Consider the following 18,854-nt stretch of genomic DNA (forward strand, 5'->3'; position numbering starts at 1 on the left):
TTTGTGGTGGACAGGCACGTTTTTGTGGTGAGCGGGCTTGCCCCGCGTTGGGCTGCGCAGCAGCCCCAATAAGACCGCTGCGGTCTTTCAGGTAAATCAGGTACTCAGGTTTTAGGGGGGCAAGCCCCCCAACGCGGGGCAAGCCCGCTCACCACAAAGGAAGTGTGCTCATCACAATAGGCTCACCCTTCCCTCTGCGATTCAAACTACTCTGCCAACAAACCCTCACTCAACGCATAAGGCTCGCCCTCAAACAAAATCTCCCACGGCCTGTGTGCTTGTTTATGGCAGCAGCAATTGTTGTGGTGAGCAGACCCGTTTTTTGTGGTGAGCAGGCTTGCTTTTTGTTGTGAGCAGGCCTGTTTCTGTGGTGAGCGGGCTTGCCCCGCGTTGGGCTGCGCAGCAGCCCCAATAAGACCGCTGCGGTCTTTCAGGTAGATCCGGTACTCAGGTTTTAGGGGGGCTTCGCCCCCCAACGCGGGGCAAGCCCGCTCACCACAAAAAAGCCCGCTTGCCACAATAAGTTCGGCCTCATCCCGCGATTCAGCCCGGTTCTGCCAACCACGCCTCACTCAACCTCTGAGGCTCGCCCTCGAACAAAATCTCCCGCGGCCTGTGTGCTTGTTTATGGCAGCAGCAATTTTTGTGGTGAGCAGACTCTCGAGTGAGCAGGCCTGTTTTTTGTGGTGAGCGGGCTTGCCCCGCGTTGGGCTGCGCAGCAGCCCAATAAGACCGCGGCGGTCTTTCAGGTAAATCCGGTTCTCAGGTTTTAGGGGGGCTTCGCCCCCCAACGCGGGGCAAGCCCGCTCACCACAAAGGAAGTGTGCTCATCACAATAGGCTCGGCCTCATCCCGCGATTCAGCCCAGTTCTGCCAACAACGCCTCACTCAACGCATGAGGCTCGCCCTTGAACAGAATCTCCAGCGGCGCGCTGGTGTCCAGGTGCCGATACAGCGCGCTGCGCTCGGCGAAGTCGCCGGCCAGGCGCACAGCGGCCGCTATGTACTCTTCATGGGTCAGTGCAATGCACCACGGCGCCAGGCCGACTCGGCGAAACAACCCTTCGTCGATATGCTCGAACACTTGCGGGCCGGTCTTGCAGACGCCCGGCAGGCCGACGGTCAGCGCGTCGATGATGCCGTTGGTGTTACCAAACGGAAATGGGCTAAGGAACAGGTCGCAGCGGTTCAACGTGGCCATGTAATCGGCATAGGGCTGATGCGGGTACACCGTAGCATCGCCGACATACCGCTCGATCAGGCGCACCAGTTGCGGGAACAGCAGCCCTTGCGCCTGCCCCACCAGGAAGTGAAAACGCACGCGCTTGCCGCAGGTGTGCAACGTGCGCACGGCAATCGCCTCGCACGCGCGCAGGAAGGTCGGGTTGAGTTTCATGGTGGTGGCGGCGATGGCGACGTTGACCCACGGCGCGTCCTCGCGCGGCAGCCGTGGCAACTGCACCGGGATCGCCGAGGGCCGATACGGCTGCCCGTTCGCCGGCAGTTGCAGCAGGCGTTCGGTAAAGCACGCGGGGTCGCCGACAAAATCCGCTTCGACGCTGATCAGGTCGATATGCCGCGACGCCGTGGTCGCCGGGTGCCCGAGGGCGGCCACCTGCAGCGGCGCGAAGCGCAGGTTGCTGGCGAACAGGGTGATCTGGAACATGCCGACACTGGGCATGTAGAACACCTCGGGCCGGCGTGCACCGGCGATGGCCGAGATCTGCCGCAGGCAGGCAAACAGGTCATCCGGCTCCGACAGCTCGATAAACTCATCGAACACTGCCCGTCCGAGCTCATCCACGTTCGCCGCATACCCCAGCGCCACCACGTGGAAATCCCGCCGCGCCGCCTGCAACGTCAGCGAGTGCGTGCGGTAGATAGAATGCCCGCCGGAGAACCATTCGAGCAGCACCAGCATCAGCGGTTTGTCACGCACCGGCGCGGCAGCCGGGGGCACGCTGGTGATGCCCACGCTGGCGAGCTTGCGTTCGATCAACGTATTGATCGAGGCCTTGATGCGATGGCGCTCGGGCAAGTCGGCGTAGCTGCAGTGCATGTACACGTCGTGCAGTACGTTGAGCGGCAGCGTGTCCAGGCTGTCCAGTTGCTCCAGGCGCCCCGGCAGCCAGGCCAGCAAAGCCTCGCGCTTGGAGTGCGCGGCCGGGGTGCCGAGAAAGCGCGGCGACAGCAGCGCCATGCACAGCGCCGCCGCCAGCGTCGGGTTCTGCGCCCACAGCAGGTCCACGTCCAGCGGCAACTGGGATTCCGGCGAATACAACAGGCAGAACTTCACCAGGTCCTGCTCGGCCAGGCGGTAGTCACCATCGTCGGGCCCCAGTAGGTTCAGCGCGCGCAGGATGTGATCCGCATTGATAAAGGCACTCGCGGCAAACAGCGAGGACAGCCAGCGCTGCAGGTTGATCAACTGGCCAAAGCCCCCCGGGCTGAGGCTGAAACCGGGGTCGGAAAACAGCGCGGTGATCGCGCAGGTAATGCGCGTCAGCACGTGGCTTTCCAGCTCGCCAGGACTGATTGCCGGCGACACACTGAGGGAAAACTGCTCGGACAATTTGCCGTAGTTGCGGTCGATCAATTGCAGCAAACGCACCAGTTCACGCGCGCCGCCTTCATGGTCGCGGGTGTAGCACAGGTATTCGAAGCCCTCCAGGGAGAACAGCGGCTCGGTCATAGCGGTCGCTCCACGTCGATCTGCACCTCATCGGCGTCCCGGCTGCGAGCGGTGAGCGGCTGGCTCCAGGCGCCGCCGACCATCTGGCTCTGATGGTATTGGCGCGTCGGTTCGGTACGGGTCTCCAGCAGGTTGTTGTGGATCAAGCCGCCGCGACTGGTCAGCACGGCGCCGTTGCCGGTGGCGGTGATCGACGCGGTGCCGTTGCCTTGGTTGAGGTAGTTGCCTGACGGCGTATCGAGGTCCAGGCGCAGGGTGCCGTCCGCCACTTGCAGGGTGTTGGTGCCGTTGTCGAAGCTCAAGGCGGCGCCACTGGCACTGCGCGCGGTGACGGTAAGGTTGCCGCTGCCGCCGGTCATCACGTTGTTGAAGCCGCGCGCGTTGGTGGCGTTGAACGACAGCCCCGGCCCCGCCCCTTGTGCGGTGCCTTGCAGGCGAATATCGCCGCTGCTGGAGAGCACATTGACCCCATTGCCCGCACCCGAGGCGCCGCTGCGAATGCTCAGGCCCGGTGCGCTGGAGGCCGGTCCCGAGGTGCCGCTCAAGGTCAGGTCGCCGTCCTGGGTGGTCAGGTTGATCACCGAGCCGGTGCCGGTGGAGTTGACCACCGTGCCGGAGTCACCGGCACTGCGGCCCTCGATGAAGATATCGCCGCCCGCGCCCGCGTTCAGCGTCACCACGCCGGTGGTCGAAGCCGCGAGGAAAACACCTCGGCCCGAATCCGCCGCGCCCTGCACCGTCAAGGTGCCGCTGCCGACGCTCAGGGTTTGCGTCGACGTTGTCGCCGTCGAGCACACCAGCACGCCGCTGCCCGACACCGCGCTACCACGCAGGGTGAGGTTGCCGCTGCCGGTGGTGGCGATGGTGTTGCTGGTGCTGAAGATGCGCGTGCCATTGCCGCTGCCGAGATTGCTGCTGTCGATGTTGATGTTGCCGACACCCGAGGTCTGGAGTGTGCTGCCGCCAGTGAGCACGAAGGCATCGCCGGTGCCGGTGGTGCTGGCCTGCACGGCGGTGATGCTGATATTGCCGCCACCCGCATCCAGGGTGCTGCGGCTTATATTGATCGCGGTCGCCGTGGAGCCTGCGGCCAGGCTCGACGAGGTGGCGCCGCGCAAGGTGATGTCGCCGCCGCTGGTGCTGATGCGCGTGCCGTTGGTCAAGGAAATACCCACGCCATTGCTGACGTTGGTGCTGGCCCAGGACGTCGCCGGGTCGACCGCGCCACTGAGGGTGAGGTTGCCGCCGTTGGTGCTGATGCTCGCGTTGCTCAGGGCCACCGAGCCGTTGCCGCTGTTGTTGAAGTTGGACACCAGCGACACATTCAGGGTCTTGCCGGTGCCATTGCTGATGCTGGTGTTGGTCATCACGATATTGCGGTGGGCCTGCAGGGTCAGCGTCGCGTTGCCCACGCCCTTGACGTTGGACAGCACGTTGATGTCCCCCGAGGTGCCGGCGCCCGATGAGGTGGTCACCAGGATATTCGCGCCCTCGGACAACGACGCATTGAGCGTCGCCGAACTCAGGTTGGAACTGGCGCCGGCATTCGGCGTGAACGGAGAGCTGGTCGACGTGCCGCTGCTGGCGCCGCTGGTGATGTTGATGTTGAACGGATCGATCAACCACGTACCGCCCTGCCCCGACACCGCACTCAGGTCGACGGTGCCGGCGATGTCCAGCGCGTGCCCGGAAGTTTCCACCAGCCCGCCACGGCCCTGGCGGCCGGCGCCGCGCACGCTGATGTCGCCGTAAAACTGAGTGTTGTCCTTGGACCACAGGATGACCTTGCCACCATCACCGCTGCTCAAGGCATTCGCACTGATGCGTGCGTCACTGCCCATGAAGGTGCTGTCGGCCTGGTGCAGGTTGCCGCTGCCCTGGTAATCGCCGCCCATCAACACCGTGCCGCCGCCGAGGTCGCCGTCGGCATCGATGCGGCCGCTGTCGAACAGGCCGACATACTGCCCGCTCATGGTAACGTTGCCGCCGCGCTCACCCACCTGCTTGCCCGAGACATCGAGCACGCCGCCGTTGACCACCACGCCACTGTCGCCGCCATCGAGGATGATCCTGCCGTTGCGCTGTTGCAGGCTGCGCGCCTCGATCACGCCCTGGTTGTTCACCACATTGCTGAGCATGGCCTGGGAGTCGCGGGCGGTCATGGTCACCGCACCGCCGTTGGCGCTGAGCAGACCGCGATTGATCACGCTGGCGCCGATGGCCGGGTCGTTGACCTCGACATTGATCAAGCCGTCGCCGGTGAAATCCAGGGTGATTTTTTCACCGCCGCCGAGCACCACCGAGCCCAGCCGCGCAACCACCGTGCCTTCGTTGCGCACCTGGCTGCCGAGCAGCGCCACGCTGCCGCCGTCCCGCGCGCGGATAGTGCCCTGGTTGACCACCGCGCCACCGCCCTGGCCGGCAAACACGTGCTTGCCGGCCATGAAATCGCTGTTGGAAATATTCAGCGAACTGGCGACCAGCCCACCGACATCCACCATGGAGCCGGCACCAAACAGCACGCCCTGGGGGTTGATCAAGAACACCTGGCCGTTGGCATTCAGGTGGCCGAGGATCTGCGAGCCGTCGCTGCCGGTCACCCGGTTGAGCGCCACTGACGACGCGCCAGGCTGGAGGAAATTGACCTGGGCGTTCTTGCCGATATTGAACGTGTCCCACGTGGCGATCAGGCGGTCGCTGCCCTGGTTCACCGTGAGGACATTGCCGTTGCTGGTGATGGTGCCGCTGCCCGCGACCACCTGGCCGTTGGTGGGCAAGGCATTGTTGTCCAGGGCCAGCGCAGGCATCGGCACCAGGCCGTACAAGGCGCAGAGCACGGCAAAACTCAGGGGCTTGAGTACAGGCAGTGCGGTGTGACGGTATTGTTTGCTCATGGCCTGCTCCTCAGAACGAATAGTTGATGCCAGTGCCGATGGCGCTGATGGTGGTGCCCACGCCCGGCGAGTAACCGCTGGCCGCGTAGACCCCGGTCAAGGCGAAGTTGTAGTTGGCCAGGGAGTTGTTTTTGAGCAGCACGTACTGGCTGAACACATCGATGTTCTTGGTCAGCTTGTAGTTGGCGCCGATGGCGTACTGGGTGGCGCCCATGCCATGGGTGTCGCAGTCGACGGCGGTGGCGCGGATCATTTCGCACTTGCCGGCCAGCGCCTTGCCGTAGCTGGCCTTCAGGCGCCAGGCGCCGATCTTGTGCGACACGCCGAGCAGGTAGGCACGACGGCGGTACTCGGAGAGATCGCTGGAGGTGGTGCTGTTATTGATCACGCCGTCTTCGGAGTACGACAGGTCATCGGCAATCGCCGACCACGTGGTGTTGCCGAAGGTATAGGCCAGGCCGTAGCGGAAGCTGAAGTCATCCGAGGAGGTACCGTCGGTGACATGCGTACTGCTGCCCACGCCCCGCGCGTTACGGCTCAGGTTGGTGATGCCGAAGTAGTTGATGTGCCGTTCGGCCGCCACCACGGCGGTGAAGCCCCGGTAGTTCCAGACCAGGCTGCTGCCGTAGATATAGCCCTTGTCGACGTCGCTGGCGGCGCTCATGCCGTTGTTCGAGTAGGCCAGCTTGAGCTGCAGGCCGTTCCACTCCGGTGTCCAGTACTGCACCACGCCGGCCTGGCGCCGGTTGAACGCAGCGTCGCCATTCACCGAGGTGTCGTTGTAGCTTTGCGGGCCGTTGGCGTTGGTGGACAAGCCGGCGCTGAAACCCGGCGAGCCGATGATGTTGAAGTACGCGGCGCTGGTCTTGCCGTTGAACGGGTCGAGGCTGGTGGTGGCTTCTTTCATCGGCATGTCCCACACGCCGTAGAGCAAGGTGCCGTAGTCGCCGTTATTGAAGGCCGCGCCGGTGTTGCGCAACTTGGTGCTGGGCGACGCGGATTTCACCACCGAGTCATCGTTGCTCTCGGTGTAGTTCATCGAGATGCCGTATTCGAGTTGCCACAGCAGCTTCCAGTCTTCACTCAGGCCGTAGCCGCCGTGCACACCGATGGCCGACACGTTGTCGCGGGCGCGCCAGAAGCTCGCCATGTTGCGCCCGTTGGGCGTGGCCAGCCGGCTTTGGTCGTTCGGCCCGGCCGAGGTCGCGCCACGCCGGTCGACGTATTCGGGGACGATGCCGATGCTGCCGTAGAACACCGTGTCGGTCTCGGCTACCTCGAAGTCTTCGCCCTTGGAGCCGATGTCGCTGGCCAAGCCGGCAAACGCCTGCGGCGAACCGGAGATCGAGAACCACAGGCGCTTGGCCGCGCGGTCGTCGCTGGTGGGGTCTTCACCCGGCGAAAACGCCAGGCTGGCGTTCATCACCAGGTCGCGGTGATAGAGGTTCAGGCCCACGCCATAGCCGTAGCGCGTCAGGGTATTTTCGCTGTTGTCCCACGGGTTCTTGTTGACCGTGACCTTACCAGCGTCGGCAAACAGCGTGCCCTCGGCAATCGCCCCGGACACACGCCCCAAGTATTTGCGTAGCTCCAGGCGGCCCAGCAGCCCTTCGTCGCCAGCCACTTCTCCGACCGGATACGCGCGCACGCCGTTGGGGCCACCGAGGCTGAGTTTTTCCGAAGAATCGAGGTTCTTGTCGGCCCACTGGCCGGTCAACGAACCGAACAAGGAGTAGCCGTTGCCCAGGTACTGCAGGCGGCTGAAATTCGCATTGGCCTTCTTGTAGCGACCGGCAGCATTGGCGGTGAGCGCATCCAGCGCGGCGTCGGCTGGGGTGTTTTTATTCAGGTCGCCAATGCCATACGCCAGGCTCCAGGCATTGTTGCCCTGCCAGTCATCGCGCCAGTTGCCGTACAGCGTGGCGCTGCGAAACACCGCGGATTTGTTCACGGTAAAACCGCCGGCCGAGTCTTCGAAACGCCGGTGATCCTCGGCCAGGTTAAAGCTGATGTTGCTGTCGCGCGAGCGCAGCAGCGCGCTGTTGATAAACACCGAGGACACCTCGGCGGTGCCGTCCGCATCCAGGCCCTTGAGGTTCTTGCCGATGCTGTATTCCAGCTCGGCGTAGTTGGCGCCCACCGAAATCCCGGTGGCACCGAGCGGCTGCTGGTAGCCGACGCCCTTGATGTCCAGGCCTTCGAAGGAGTTCTGCGAGGTGACGGTAAAACTGTCGCCAATCCCCAGTGCATCGTTGAGGCTGACGCTCGAGGTGAGGCGGTTGGTGCCGGTGTAGTAGTTGCCGTAGTTGTCGATGGCGGCGCGGGCGGTCCAGGCGGTCATTTCGCTGAGCTTGAGCACGATGTCGGCCGCGCCCGGCTGTTGCGAGGGGCGCAGGATGGCGTGCACCGACACTCCGGTGATGTCGGACAGGCGCAGCAGCACGCGCTCCAGGTCCTGCTCGCGGATGATCGTGCCGGTCGGCAATGCGTTGACGAACTGCTGCTGCACACCGGGGCGCAGGCGCACATTTGCGTCCGGCAAGGTGCTGACCTGGCCGATCACCCCTTCGGAAACGCCCACGATGACCTGGCCGTCCTGGATGTCCTGGGCCGGCAGATACGCCCGCGCCACCAGGTAGCCCCGCGCCCGATACAGCGCGGTGACTTGCGCCGCGGCTTCGCGCAGGCCGTCGAGGCCGAGGGTCTTGCCCACATAGGGTTGCAGCACGGCCTGCAACTGGGCATCGCTGAGTTCGCGATTGCCGTTCACCACGAAGCGCTTGACCTGCAACTGCAAGGTCGAGGCGCTGGCTGTGGGCGCCGGCTCATCGCGCTGGCTTTCGATGTGCACACTGCCGGGCGCTGCCGGCTGGGCGTTGTCCGTGGGACGCAGCACCGAGCGGCTGTTATCGAACAGGGTGCCGGACGATGGCAGCGTATCGGCCTGGGCATGGGCGGCGATCAGGGCAGCGGCCAGCAGCGACAACGCGCCAGGCCCCCAGGCGCGAGGCGCCCGGGTATTCGGGAGAGGTTGGCTCATACAATGCTCTTATTGTTTTTATCGAGACGCGGCGTCAGGCAGCAGCGTTGAACTCAGGGAAACAGCATCCGCGCGACGGCTTTGTCACCCAGCAGGCGTGCCGCGTTGTGGCCGATCCCCGGGATCGTGTGCTGGGGGTGGCGCAAGGGAATCTGCCATTGGCTGGCCAGGAACTGCTCGTAGCTCACGTAGTTCAACTGGCGATCCAGCCGTGTCGCGCCCTGGTAGCTGGCCCCGCAGGAGCTGTCCAGCACACGGCTGGTAGGGTTGTTGTCCTGGGCGCCGACCAGATAGGTGATGTCGCGCGCGGCATAGCGGGCAAACACCTGGCGGCTGGTCAGTTGCTGCTTGAGCAGGTACGCCGGCGCGCCGTCGAGGCCATAGCGGTAGCGGCTGTAGCTGGGGCACATGATGGTCACGACCGGCTTGAACGCGCCGTCCTGCAAGCGACTGTCTTCGAAATACACGTAGCTCGACGGGCTGGCGACCACGTAGCGAATGCTCAGGCCACGGGCCTTGAGGCCGCCGTCGAGGTCATTCATCACCGCGTAGCGCTGCATCAACTGCGCGCCCGCCGAGTGGCTGACCATTACGATTTCCTTGAGCGCAGGATAACGCTGGCGATCGGACAAATAGGCGACCAGATCGTCCAGCACCTGGAACGCCGGGATGCCCTTGTGGCCGTATTGCGAATCGATGCCGTGCATCCACTTGTCGCGTGGCCACAGCGGCATGTCATCGCTGATGCCCGAGTCGGTCGGCGTGAGGAAATTCGGCGCCAGCAGCAGTGTGCTGGTGTTCTGCAGGTGCGCATTGCCGAGCAGCTTGCGGCCGGTCTTGAAGTACTCGTCGCCGTCACGCTGCACGCCATGCAGGATCACCACGGCGCGTTCGATGGAACTGGGCGGGTTGTACAGGTCGGCGTTGGCGTAGACCAGGAACGGGTAGGCATTGCCGTCATGGCCCAGGCGCAGCACCTGGCGCGCATCGGCCTCAGGCTTGTCGACGCTTTCGGTGTGCACATCGACCTTGGCGCAGCTGGTCAGCGTGCCCATCAGGGCCAGGGTGCCCAGCAGGGTGGTGAAGGGTTTGATGGAGGTGGACAGGCGTATAAACATGACCGGGCACTTCTCTTGTTTTTTTACGAGCCTATCAGTGCCGTCCACCTATGAAAAATATCTAAATAACGGGGTTTGGATACTTTAAAAATATGACAATCATTCGCTCACCGGCACCGGCTCGGCGATGGTCAGCAGCACCAGGAAGCTGGCGAACGAGCCGATGGCCATGAACAGGAACACCTGGGACCAGCCATAGCTGTCGAGCAGTAAACCCACCAGGAACGGTGCTGCCGCGCCGCCCAACTGCCCGCCCATGTTGACGATGGAACTGGCGATCGGGAAAGTCTTCTTGGTCGCCAGGCCCATCGGGTAAACCATGTAGGAGGAGTAGCCAATGCTGATCAGCGTGCCGGTGAGGAACAACAGCGCGGCATACAGCGTGGGGTCATTCGGTGAATTGATCAGGGCGTACATGGTGCCGACCGTGGCCAGCGCCGAAAGCATCATCCCCGGCTTGCGCCGCTTGCCCAGCACGCGGTCGGACAGGATCCCGCCGAGCAGGTTGCCGCAAATGGCGCCCACCCACGGTGCGGCCGAGACAAAGCCCATGTGCATGATCGAGAACTGCTTGACCGTCATCAGGTAGGTGGGAATCCACGACAACAGCACCATGGTGATGCCCACCTGGAAGCTGTAGCTCAGCGCGCAACCGACCACGTTCCAGGAGCGAAACAGGCCACGACTGGTGGCGATCGGCGCCACCGGCCGGACCCGGATAAACGTATCCAGGCGCTTGAAGTGGCGCTGGGCGCCTGCGGTTTTCTGGGTGATGACGTTGTTGCTTTCATCGGTGATATACGCCAGCTCGCCGGCGTTCACGAAACGGCTTTGCGCGGGCTGGTTGGCCACCAGGAAATACCAGGCGATGGACAGCAAAATCCCCGGTACGGCGAAGATGTAGAAAATTTCGCGCCAGCCCCACATCGCCACGATCGCCACGCATAACGGCGGCACGATCACCGGGCCGAACTTGACCGCCGCTAGGAAGATACCGGTGGCCGTGCCCTTCTCTTTCGCCGGGAACCACTGGTTGATCGTCGAGGCGATGCCAATCGGCAGCGGGCCTTCGGCAACGCCGAGGGCAAAGCGATAGATCTTCAGCGCCAGCACCGAATTGACCGTGCCCATCAGCGCAGTGAACACCGACGTCGCAATCATCGAAAACGAGAAAATCTTGCGCACCCCGAAGCGGCTGGAGGCAAAGCCCGAGGGAATCTGCGCCAGGGCGTAGGCCAGCAGAAACACACTCAGCAGCGCCCCGGCCTCGGCGTTGGTCATGGGGTATTCCTCGCGGATAAACGGCAAGGCCACGCCGAGGTTGGCGCGGTCGGCCGACGCCACGGTGTACACGAGGAAAAACAGCCCAGCGACGATCCAGCGAAAACGCGACGGTTTTTCAGTGGTGGAGTCCTGAATACTCATACGGGATACCTGATTTTATTATTGGAATGTGCCGTGTGTGCCGAATCCGGGGTGCAGGCTCCCGCTGAGGCGTGTTGAAAGCCTCACGTCAGGTGTTTCTTCGGGTCCTTGTGAATCTCAGGCAGGAGTCATTGCCCGGTCTCGTGGCGCCGACTCTAACGCATATTGTTTTAGTTTTGTATTTTTTTATCGACGAACGGGCGACTCGCTGCGGCGTGCCATAAAGCGCAGGTAGGCCATGCGAATATGGGTCTGCATGGCGTGCCGGGCCAGCTCGCCGTCGTTCTGCTCGATGGCGTAGGTGATGTCCAGGTGCTGCTGCAGGCTGCGCTCCAGGTCCGCCGGACGGTAGAGGAAAAACGAGCGAGTGATCACCGGCATGTCGATCAGGGTGGCGAGCATCGACTTGAGCCGTTGCGAGCGCGCGATCTCCAGCACCTGGCCATGAAACGCCCGATTGGCTTCCTGCACACGCAGGGTCACATCCGCGCCTTTGCCGGCGATGGCAGCTGCCATCTGCTCGTTGATACGCTGCAACTCGGCCACGTCCTGTGGCGTCGCACGCTGGGCCGCGAGCATTGCCGCATGGGGCTCGAGCAGCTCGCGAAAGCTGAACATCTCTTCCAGATCCCATTGGGTCCAGCCGGCCACGAACACACCACGATTGGCCTCGATCACGGCCAACCCGTCGTCCACCAGCTTCTTCAGCGACGCGCGCACCGGCGTGCGGCTGAGGCCGAACTCCTTGCCCAGCGGTTCTTCCTTGAGCTGCGTGCCGGGCTCGTACTGGCCGGCAATGATGCGGTTGCGCAAGGTCTCGTAGATGAGATCGTTGGCCATTTTTCCCTTCTGATCATTTGAATTTCAGCGGTTCTACCGTGGACGCCCCCGCCATGCAAGCAGTCGATTTCGTCACCTGCGCCTGGGCACCCTGCAGGCACTTTGTACAAAAATCGTTTGCAATCGGCTAAATTGTATTTTAATTGTATTGCCACCTGAATCCGGAGGCGACATGAAAATAACAATCGTAGGGCTCGGCGAAGTGGGCCGTTGCTATGCCCAGGCCCTGGCCAATACCACCACGGCGCAATTGCTGCTGTGTGAGCAACGCATTGCCCCGGCAGCGCAGACACTGGCGGATAACATCGGCGTGCCGATCCACTCATCCATCGGCGCGTGGCTGGCTGACTCGGACTGCGTCCTGTCCTGCGTGGTGGGCACCCAGTCGCTGGAGGTCACCCGCGAATGCCTGGCGCACCTCAAGCCCGGCGCCCTGTTCGCCGACCTCACCACCGCCGCGCCCGAACGCAAACGGATCGCTGCAGAGGAAGCCGCACAGCAACAGATCGATTACGTCGACGTGGCGATCATGGGCGCCATTGCCTACCTGCGCGAACAGACCCCGCTGCTGTGTGCCGGCGCCAAGGCCGATGCGCTGGTCGAATTGTTGAACGCGGCCGGTGCCCGTGCACGCGCCCTGCCGGCCAGCCAGCCGGGGGATGCGATCACCCTGAAGATCCTGCGCAGCGTGTTCACCAAAGGCATGGAGGCCCTGGCCGTGGAAGTGCTGCTGGCCGCCGAGCGCCAGCAATTGCGGGGGGCGCTGTACGAAGTGCTGGCCGATATCGACCAGGCGCCCCTGCCCGCCTTCCTCGAAATGCTCGTGTCGACCCATGTGGTGCATGCCACGCGGCGCCTGCACGAAGTCGAAGACGCCGAGCGCCAGCTCGCCTCGCTGGGCATCGCCAGCAGCGTGCTCGGTGGCGTGCGCCAGCGCTTCAGCCACAGCAGCCAGGGCCTGGCGGTTGAGCCGATCAGCGAAGAAAAACCCAGCCTCGACCAGGCACTCGACTGGCTGGGCCGCCACACCCCTGCCGCCTGAAAAACCGACCTTCAATAAAAACGGAAAGCATCATGCCTATCACCCAAGACCAACTCGACACCCTCAAGCAATTGGGCACCGCCACCATCCACGAAGCCCAGGGCCAGACAGGCGCGCTGGACAGCGGACTGCGCCCGGTCGACCCGAGCCTGCGCCTGGCCGGCCCGGCCCTGACGGTAGATTGCCGCCCCGACGACAACCTGGCCATCCACTACGCCCTGACCAAGGCCAAGCCCGGCGATGTGCTGGTGGTGGACGCGAAGGGCTTCATGGAAGCCGGGCCCTGGGGCGACCTGTTGACCCTGGCCTCGCAGAAACTGGGGATCGTCGGCCTGGTGATGAACGGCGCCGTGCGTGACGCCAACGCCATCATCGAAATGGGCTTCCCGACCTTCTCGCGCGGCCTGAGCATCAAGGGCACCAACAAGTGCCAACCGGGCAAGGTCAACGTACCTATCGTAATCGGCGGCGTGCACATCAACCCAGGCGACATTATTGTCGGCGACCGCGACGGCCTGGTGGTGGTGGAGCAGTCACGGGTCGAGGAAGTGATTCGCCTGAGCCGCAATCGCGAGGACAAGGAAGATGGCATCCGTGCGGGGCTGGAAGCCGGCAAAAGCACCGTGGATCTGCTGGGGCTGGCGCCGACGCTGGAAAAATTCGGGATGCGTTGAGGTCGGCCGATTCGCCGCTAATGACGGTCAATCGCCAGGCAGAATAAAGGCGCTCCAAGGAGCGCCTTTATTCATTTCACCTTACTGCTCGCCGATGGATTTCACATCGGCCTTGGCAGCACCGCCAATCGCGATGCGTTTCGGCTTGGCTTCCTCCGGCACCACCCTGAGCAGGTCGATGCTCAGCAGGCCATTGGCGAGCTGCGCGCCCTGCACTTCGATGTGGTCGACCAGGCGGAACGACAAACGGAATGCCCGCTGGGCGATACCCTGGTGCAGGTAAGTGATGCCCTCATTGTGTTCGCGCTTGCCGCCGGCGACGGTCAACACACCTTTTTCCACCTGGATGTCCAGGTCGTCCTCCACCAGGCCGGCAGCCGCGATGACAATGCGATAGTGATCATCACCGTGCTTTTCGACGTTGTGCGGTGGGTAGGTCGTACCGGCCTCGCTGCGAAGCGCCGATTCAAAAAGGTCGTTGAAACGATCAAAGCCAACGGAGTGGCGGAACAGTGGGGCCAACGAAAGCGTAGTAGCCATTGCAAAATCTCCTGAGTTTTCTCCAAGTGATTTGAGCCGCGACCCGTCTTCGGCATCGCGTAAAACCTAAATAGGTTCAGGGGGGAAAATTTCAAGCGGCGCCCTGAAAATTTTTTCAGCGGCCCTTCGACGGAGGATTCAGCGCCTTGATTTCGACCACCTGGCGAGGGTGGTGGTGAATCTACTTGCCTTACAAAAGTGAGGCCAAATAAGTGGATGTATCTCCTGTCTCAGCTCCACGAATCGCGGCCCAAATCGTTAAATATTCTGACAGCACGAATATCGACCTTTCGAGTCGACGAGGTCTCTCAGTGGGTCAGCACAGTAAGACCTTCGCAAACTCATAATAGTGCGAAGGTCCTGCGCGGGAAGATTTCTCGAAGAGATTCGCTAGCTTAGGGTCGAGAACCCTTCCTTACTCCTGACCTTCTTGTAGAAGACATACAGGACTAGCCCAACCAATGTGCTGACAAGAAAGCACATCCAGATCGCCCAAAGCGTCTTTTGTGCGGCCTCGAAAAATGACATCGTACCGTTGTAATCCCGCTGGCTAAGAATGACGTTTGACAACAGATTGGTCGCGAGCCCAGCGCTAAAAAACGGGATCAAATACAGCGCGACCTGATACTGGTCTCTGAGATCCTTGTCCTCTATAGAAGAGTCCGGCAAGAGCCCCAAAATACTCTGAACCATCCCCAAAAAAAGCGCCGCCCACAGAAGCAGAAGAATTGACGCCGCCACATCCATCCATTTGGGAGTCTTTGGGTCACGTATGGCGATCAACATAACAGCTGCGCCTATACCGCCTAGGACAGTTGCACCAATATGGAAATATCTAAATGATTCACTCAACAGCTTGGTCTCCCTTCCAAATCAACACGTTAGGTTTACGAACGTCTCGATATCGACCACATTGCCTTTAGCTTGAGGTTTGTCTTCTAACTAAGTCAGCGCGCCTCTCAAAATGAATAAAAATCAATAAACCCGAGTCTTTCCATACCAGTTTGTCTGGTGCGCATACCTGTGCGGTTTGATACCGTGTACCTTTCCTAAATGAACACACCAGCATGCACTGCCTGCTGATGCAGCCAATGAAAGCCCCACACATCATTACCCCTTTGCTGATCTCAATTACTCTTGCTGGAGAGGCGCGAACGTTGTTTGCCCAGCCACTCTCGTAGATCACCATTGAAAGGACGCTTACGCCCTCTGTTGCAGCGCGACGAAAACTCACCGCAGCGGGAATCTGCCGCAAAATGGCAGCAGCCCACATCACGCTATGGGTAGAGAGCGCCTCAGAGTTTCAAGATCTTGTGTAGGCATATTGAAGCTTTGCAAAAACAGCATGTTACCGTTTGAAAGCTGCCATTCGTAGAAGTCTGAAAAGTCTCCTATGGCCAGTGCTCTGACTACTTTTGCAACGAAGCCGTGTGCTACAAGCAAAACAGTTTTGGAGGAATATTTAGATTCCAGCTCAGCTAAACCGTCTCGCACTCGTTTCACAACGTCAGAGATCGACTCACCACCGGTCGGCCCAGCATCCCAAAGTCGAGTGATGTTCTGCGACCAGAGTTGCGGATAGCGCTTCTTGGCATCGCCTTGGGTCAAACCCTCGAAAACGCCGACATCCCGCTCTCTGAAGCAGTCCATTATTTCAGGCGAGAGCTTGAGGTGTTCGTTCAGAATACTCGCGGTTTGTACCGCCCTGAGGCGTGGAGAAACGACAAGTACATCAAGGCTTGCGGGCAATTGCTCGCAAAGCGTTTGAGCTTGCTGGCGGCCCAGCGCGGTAAGTTCTGGATCAAGAGATCCAAGGTATCGATGTTCGGCATTAGCCCAGGTTTCACCATGCCGCACGATGTATAAATGCATGAAATCCGTCTCAGCGAAATATAAGAGATAGATTGTACCTTTCCATCGCCAGTGAACACACCAAGACGGGGTTTTGGGACAGGTGTATTCTCCAGACGCTTACGAAGCAGTTAACATATAAGCGCTGTAAGAGCGCAGAACCTGATCGTTACCAAAACTATTGGTATAAATTCCCGAGGGGATCATAATTTTTTCGCATCAGCCTGCGGGTGCGAAAATCGCCCCCCCTACTGCCGCCGAAACCCTGTAGACCAGGGCTGTTGTCCGAAGACAACGTCCCTCAATTTCGGTACGGGCTGTGGCGACAGTCAACTGGTCATCAACCACAGCCTCACTGTTAGTCATTGAATCATTGGGATACGCGGGGCCGCACATTCGACTATCCTCGCTTTTCGGCTGACATCGACCTGATGCGCCAAGGCATCACGAGTACCTGACGCCATCTCGCGCTCAACCTCGTATCTCGCCCGAGTTGACCGGTCACTACACTCGGCCAAGCGCTTCACAGCCATGAGCATGAGCCAACAGCAGCTCGTCGCGTTTCGGGCTTTAGGTGGGCTCACACCACAGCAAAGCACCACTCTCTTAATCGGTTTGGTCTGGCTAGTGCCTTGGTCTTCGCCGCTTGGGCGCTCGGTAGCGGCTATCGCGGTTGGACGACGGGCCAGATTTCACAGGCGAAGTTCGTTGGCCTGACAGTGAAGGTAACTCTGATCTACATCCTGCTCACATTCCTGTTACTGCACTGATGCAGCAACAACGTTCACATCGCCATTGGAGGCACACCATGCATTTTCGCCCTATCTTCAAGAACCTCGCTCGCCGCTTCTCGCTCTACTTCATGATCTGCTCCGCCGCTGTGTCTGCCGGCACTCACGCGGCGCTTCCACAAATGGAGGCCCCCAGCCGAGGTGAAGGCAACGGTATTATCCAAACGCTACAGAACCATGGTTCGACATCGTAGGGCTTATCGCCCTGGCCATTGCCGCAGCGGCCTTCTGCGGTGTGGCGTACCACGCCTACGGGACCTATTCCTAACTGCAAAGCGGCAAGAAAACCTGGGTGCAATTCGGATTGACATGCGGTGTGGGCGCCCTACTCCTGGTGATCATCATCTGGCTGCTGACCAAAGGCACAAGCGTGCTGTGAGGCGGACGCTCAATGATAAGAGACTGAGATCAGCAACTGCCTGACGGCACTTTGCGCTTCCTACCCACGCGGCTGAACCGCCAGCCCATTATTGTCTTGAGGCTTAGCCTAGGCCTCCTACTTCATCTGGCTCGTCCAATGACTCGGGGGCGGTTACCACATCAATCGGTGAACCGCGCACAGCAAGCTTCTCGATCGCATGGTAAATCAGACGATGATCACGCCTGAAAAAATCGTCCGCGGTAATGACGTCTGCAATGAGGTCCCACGTGGAATTGTCGAGCATCAGGCCACCGAGAACGCCTTGCTCGGCTTCAACTGAATGAGGCTGGGCTAAATCAAGCACGCTCATACTGCCGCTCTCCCTAGCGTTGCCCTCTTCGATAGCATCGACACGTTCTGGCTCAGCCGCTCTTCACTCAGCGCTTCGAACTTCAAACGCCACTCGGGAAACAGCTCCATAGAGAGGTCTTTGATGACCTTGAACGCGGTTGGTGAACGGCGATGTGTAGGCAGCCGATATTCCAATCGGTGAGCGGGAATACCTTCAGTGGCAGCACGACGAAAACTCACCGCCGCCGGGATTGTTGTGCGGACCATCTGAACCTGGGCATGGTCCGAAAAAGTCTCGGCTAAAGATTGATAAATCAGGTTTGCATCATTCGTTGCGTCAAGCTTGTTGATCACCACATTCAGCGGTGGCGTTACAGCACCAAGCGCTGCCAATGGCTCAAGATCTCGGTAGAGCTGGAGCATCCCGCGGTGAAACTCTCGAGCAGTCAACATATCCGGCGTGATGGGAGAAATAGCCATTTTGGCGCCCAGCAACGCCATCTCCAGGAGGATGGAGCGCGCGCCCTGGGTGTCGATCAAAATCAGATCAAAGTCGCTCTCAAATGCCGGCATCAAATTTTTGAGACGAAGACGGCCGTCAGCTGCGTGCAACAGCAGATTGCTCAACTGGTTGAACGGGTCATTGGAGTGAATCAGCGAGAGATTGGGAATGCAGGTCTGGGAGATGATCTGTTCGGCCCGGGTCTCATTATTCGCGATCAGTTGATAAGTGCCCCCTGGCGCTTCATGCGAAAGCGCGTAGAAAGACGACAGCGACGGCTGATTATCGAGATCAATAAGTTGGGTTCGAAGACCTGCATCGGCGCAGAACGCACCTAGGTTGGCGCCTACCGTGGTTTTACCCGGTCCGCCCTTGGTTGAAACAATTGCTGCGATTTTCATACTGCTTGCCTCTGAATCGAAGGATTAGAGACAGCTTCATAAAGGTCAAGCTATAGGCTGATTGTCAGGAGTAAACGCCCTGAACCAAAAAAGCCTGCATCTCTGCAGGCTTTTCTCAACGTCTGACTCCACGACCTGGACTCGAACCAGGGACCCAATGATTAACAGTCATTTGCTAGCTGTTAGGCACATAGGGACCACGAAAAAAGTGGTGGAGAGATGGGGTTGCTGCATAGCGTGGGTCGCATGAATGCGTCACGCCAGGAAAGTTAGTCGGGTTGGGCTGGCTTGTCAAAGCTGGGAAAATAAATGGTCTGTAAGAAAAGGAGACG

General features: G+C 60.7%; 14 protein-coding genes and 2 pseudogenes. 5 read left to right on the top strand and 11 right to left on the bottom strand.

The window, feature by feature from the left end:
• Nucleotides 1-859: 859 nt before the first annotated feature.
• The 6 genes from JFU04_RS20305 to JFU04_RS20330 form a co-directional block, all read right to left on the bottom strand.
• Entirely contained in the window at nucleotides 860-2,692 is a 1,833-nt protein-coding gene (locus JFU04_RS20305) for a peptide transporter (protein WP_201145574.1), read from the bottom strand.
• Nucleotides 2,689-5,586, bottom strand: a complete 2,898-nt coding sequence (locus tag JFU04_RS20310; RefSeq protein WP_201145576.1) for a two-partner secretion domain-containing protein — start codon at nucleotides 5,584-5,586, stop codon at nucleotides 2,689-2,691. The genes JFU04_RS20305 and JFU04_RS20310 overlap by 4 nt, the downstream gene beginning before the upstream one ends.
• 10 nt (nucleotides 5,587-5,596) lie before the next feature.
• Nucleotides 5,597-8,626 (bottom strand): porin, encoded by a 3,030-nt coding sequence (locus JFU04_RS20315; RefSeq protein WP_201145578.1) that lies wholly within the window; start codon nucleotides 8,624-8,626, stop codon nucleotides 5,597-5,599.
• Between the two features lie 53 nt (nucleotides 8,627-8,679).
• Entirely contained in the window at nucleotides 8,680-9,744 is a 1,065-nt protein-coding gene (locus JFU04_RS20320) for a hypothetical protein (protein WP_201145580.1), read from the bottom strand.
• Between the two features lie 99 nt (nucleotides 9,745-9,843).
• Nucleotides 9,844-11,169 (bottom strand): MFS transporter, encoded by a 1,326-nt coding sequence (locus JFU04_RS20325; protein WP_106803107.1) that lies wholly within the window; start codon nucleotides 11,167-11,169, stop codon nucleotides 9,844-9,846.
• A gap of 186 nt (nucleotides 11,170-11,355) precedes the next feature.
• Complete coding sequence (locus JFU04_RS20330) at nucleotides 11,356-12,009, bottom strand: GntR family transcriptional regulator (protein WP_106803106.1); 654 nt, start codon at nucleotides 12,007-12,009, stop codon at nucleotides 11,356-11,358.
• Between the two features lie 172 nt (nucleotides 12,010-12,181).
• Here JFU04_RS20330 and JFU04_RS20335 point away from each other — a divergent pair, with 172 nt between their 5' ends.
• Nucleotides 12,182-13,051, top strand: coding sequence for an NAD(P)-dependent oxidoreductase (locus JFU04_RS20335; protein ID WP_201145582.1), 870 nt, complete (start codon nucleotides 12,182-12,184; stop codon nucleotides 13,049-13,051).
• 14 nt (nucleotides 13,052-13,065) lie between these two features.
• Nucleotides 13,066-13,725: a 4-carboxy-4-hydroxy-2-oxoadipate aldolase/oxaloacetate decarboxylase gene (locus tag JFU04_RS20340; protein ID WP_226939943.1), complete on the top strand. Its 660-nt coding sequence runs from the start codon at nucleotides 13,066-13,068 to the stop codon at nucleotides 13,723-13,725.
• A gap of 81 nt (nucleotides 13,726-13,806) precedes the next feature.
• On the opposite strand, the gene JFU04_RS20345 is transcribed toward JFU04_RS20340, so the two are convergent.
• The 3 genes from JFU04_RS20345 to JFU04_RS20355 all read right to left on the bottom strand — a co-directional run bounded on the left by JFU04_RS20345 (nucleotide 13,807) and on the right by JFU04_RS20355 (nucleotide 16,137).
• The gene (locus tag JFU04_RS20345; RefSeq protein WP_065904350.1) at nucleotides 13,807-14,265 is read right to left on the bottom strand and encodes an Hsp20 family protein; all 459 of its coding nucleotides are present in this window, start codon (nucleotides 14,263-14,265) and stop codon (nucleotides 13,807-13,809) included.
• Between the two features lie 390 nt (nucleotides 14,266-14,655).
• Nucleotides 14,656-15,117 carry a hypothetical protein gene (locus JFU04_RS20350; RefSeq protein WP_162946119.1) on the bottom strand — a complete coding sequence of 154 codons (462 nt, stop codon included), beginning with the start codon at nucleotides 15,115-15,117 and terminating at the stop codon, nucleotides 14,656-14,658.
• Between the two features lie 420 nt (nucleotides 15,118-15,537).
• A complete protein-coding gene (locus JFU04_RS20355; protein ID WP_201145584.1) occupies nucleotides 15,538-16,137 on the bottom strand; it encodes a histidine phosphatase family protein in 600 nt (199 codons plus the stop codon).
• Between the two features lie 430 nt (nucleotides 16,138-16,567).
• On the opposite strand from JFU04_RS20355, the pseudogene JFU04_RS30700 reads away from it, so the two are divergent.
• The 3 genes and pseudogenes from JFU04_RS30700 to JFU04_RS20370 form a co-directional block, all read left to right on the top strand.
• A pseudogene (locus tag JFU04_RS30700) lies at nucleotides 16,568-16,651 on the top strand (RAQPRD family integrative conjugative element protein); the annotation flags it as partial.
• 97 nt (nucleotides 16,652-16,748) lie between these two features.
• A complete protein-coding gene (locus tag JFU04_RS30340; protein WP_240435260.1) occupies nucleotides 16,749-16,886 on the top strand; it encodes a TIGR03758 family integrating conjugative element protein in 138 nt (45 codons plus the stop codon).
• 92 nt (nucleotides 16,887-16,978) lie between these two features.
• A pseudogene (locus JFU04_RS20370) lies at nucleotides 16,979-17,286 on the top strand (TIGR03745 family integrating conjugative element membrane protein).
• 103 nt (nucleotides 17,287-17,389) lie between these two features.
• Here the strand turns inward: JFU04_RS20370 and JFU04_RS20375 are convergent.
• Both JFU04_RS20375 and JFU04_RS20380 read right to left on the bottom strand, forming a co-directional pair.
• Nucleotides 17,390-17,638 carry a DnaB-like helicase N-terminal domain-containing protein gene (locus tag JFU04_RS20375; protein ID WP_201145586.1) on the bottom strand — a complete coding sequence of 83 codons (249 nt, stop codon included), beginning with the start codon at nucleotides 17,636-17,638 and terminating at the stop codon, nucleotides 17,390-17,392.
• A complete protein-coding gene (locus JFU04_RS20380; protein WP_201145588.1) occupies nucleotides 17,635-18,522 on the bottom strand; it encodes a ParA family protein in 888 nt (295 codons plus the stop codon). The genes JFU04_RS20375 and JFU04_RS20380 overlap by 4 nt, the downstream gene beginning before the upstream one ends.
• Between the last annotated feature and the right edge of the window lie 332 nt (nucleotides 18,523-18,854).

Source organism: Pseudomonas sp. TH21 (assembly GCF_016651025.1).
Classification (GTDB): domain Bacteria; phylum Pseudomonadota; class Gammaproteobacteria; order Pseudomonadales; family Pseudomonadaceae; genus Aquipseudomonas; species Aquipseudomonas aylmerensis.

What these genes read in the sequence shown, in the direction of transcription:
- JFU04_RS20305 (WP_201145574.1), bottom strand. Translation starts at nt 2,692, where the DNA reads ATGACCGAGCCGCTGTTCTCCCTGGAGGGCTTCGAATACCTGTGCTAC.
- JFU04_RS20310 (WP_201145576.1), bottom strand. Translation starts at nt 5,586, where the DNA reads ATGAGCAAACAATACCGTCACACCGCACTGCCTGTACTCAAGCCCCTG.
- JFU04_RS20315 (WP_201145578.1), bottom strand. Translation starts at nt 8,626, where the DNA reads ATGAGCCAACCTCTCCCGAATACCCGGGCGCCTCGCGCCTGGGGGCCT.
- JFU04_RS20320 (WP_201145580.1), bottom strand. Translation starts at nt 9,744, where the DNA reads ATGTTTATACGCCTGTCCACCTCCATCAAACCCTTCACCACCCTGCTG.
- JFU04_RS20325 (WP_106803107.1), bottom strand. Translation starts at nt 11,169, where the DNA reads ATGAGTATTCAGGACTCCACCACTGAAAAACCGTCGCGTTTTCGCTGG.
- JFU04_RS20330 (WP_106803106.1), bottom strand. Translation starts at nt 12,009, where the DNA reads ATGGCCAACGATCTCATCTACGAGACCTTGCGCAACCGCATCATTGCC.
- JFU04_RS20335 (WP_201145582.1), top strand. Translation starts at nt 12,182, where the DNA reads ATGAAAATAACAATCGTAGGGCTCGGCGAAGTGGGCCGTTGCTATGCC.
- JFU04_RS20345 (WP_065904350.1), bottom strand. Translation starts at nt 14,265, where the DNA reads ATGGCTACTACGCTTTCGTTGGCCCCACTGTTCCGCCACTCCGTTGGC.
- JFU04_RS20355 (WP_201145584.1), bottom strand. Translation starts at nt 16,137, where the DNA reads ATGCATTTATACATCGTGCGGCATGGTGAAACCTGGGCTAATGCCGAA.
- JFU04_RS20375 (WP_201145586.1), bottom strand. Translation starts at nt 17,638, where the DNA reads ATGAGCGTGCTTGATTTAGCCCAGCCTCATTCAGTTGAAGCCGAGCAA.
- JFU04_RS20380 (WP_201145588.1), bottom strand. Translation starts at nt 18,522, where the DNA reads ATGAAAATCGCAGCAATTGTTTCAACCAAGGGCGGACCGGGTAAAACC.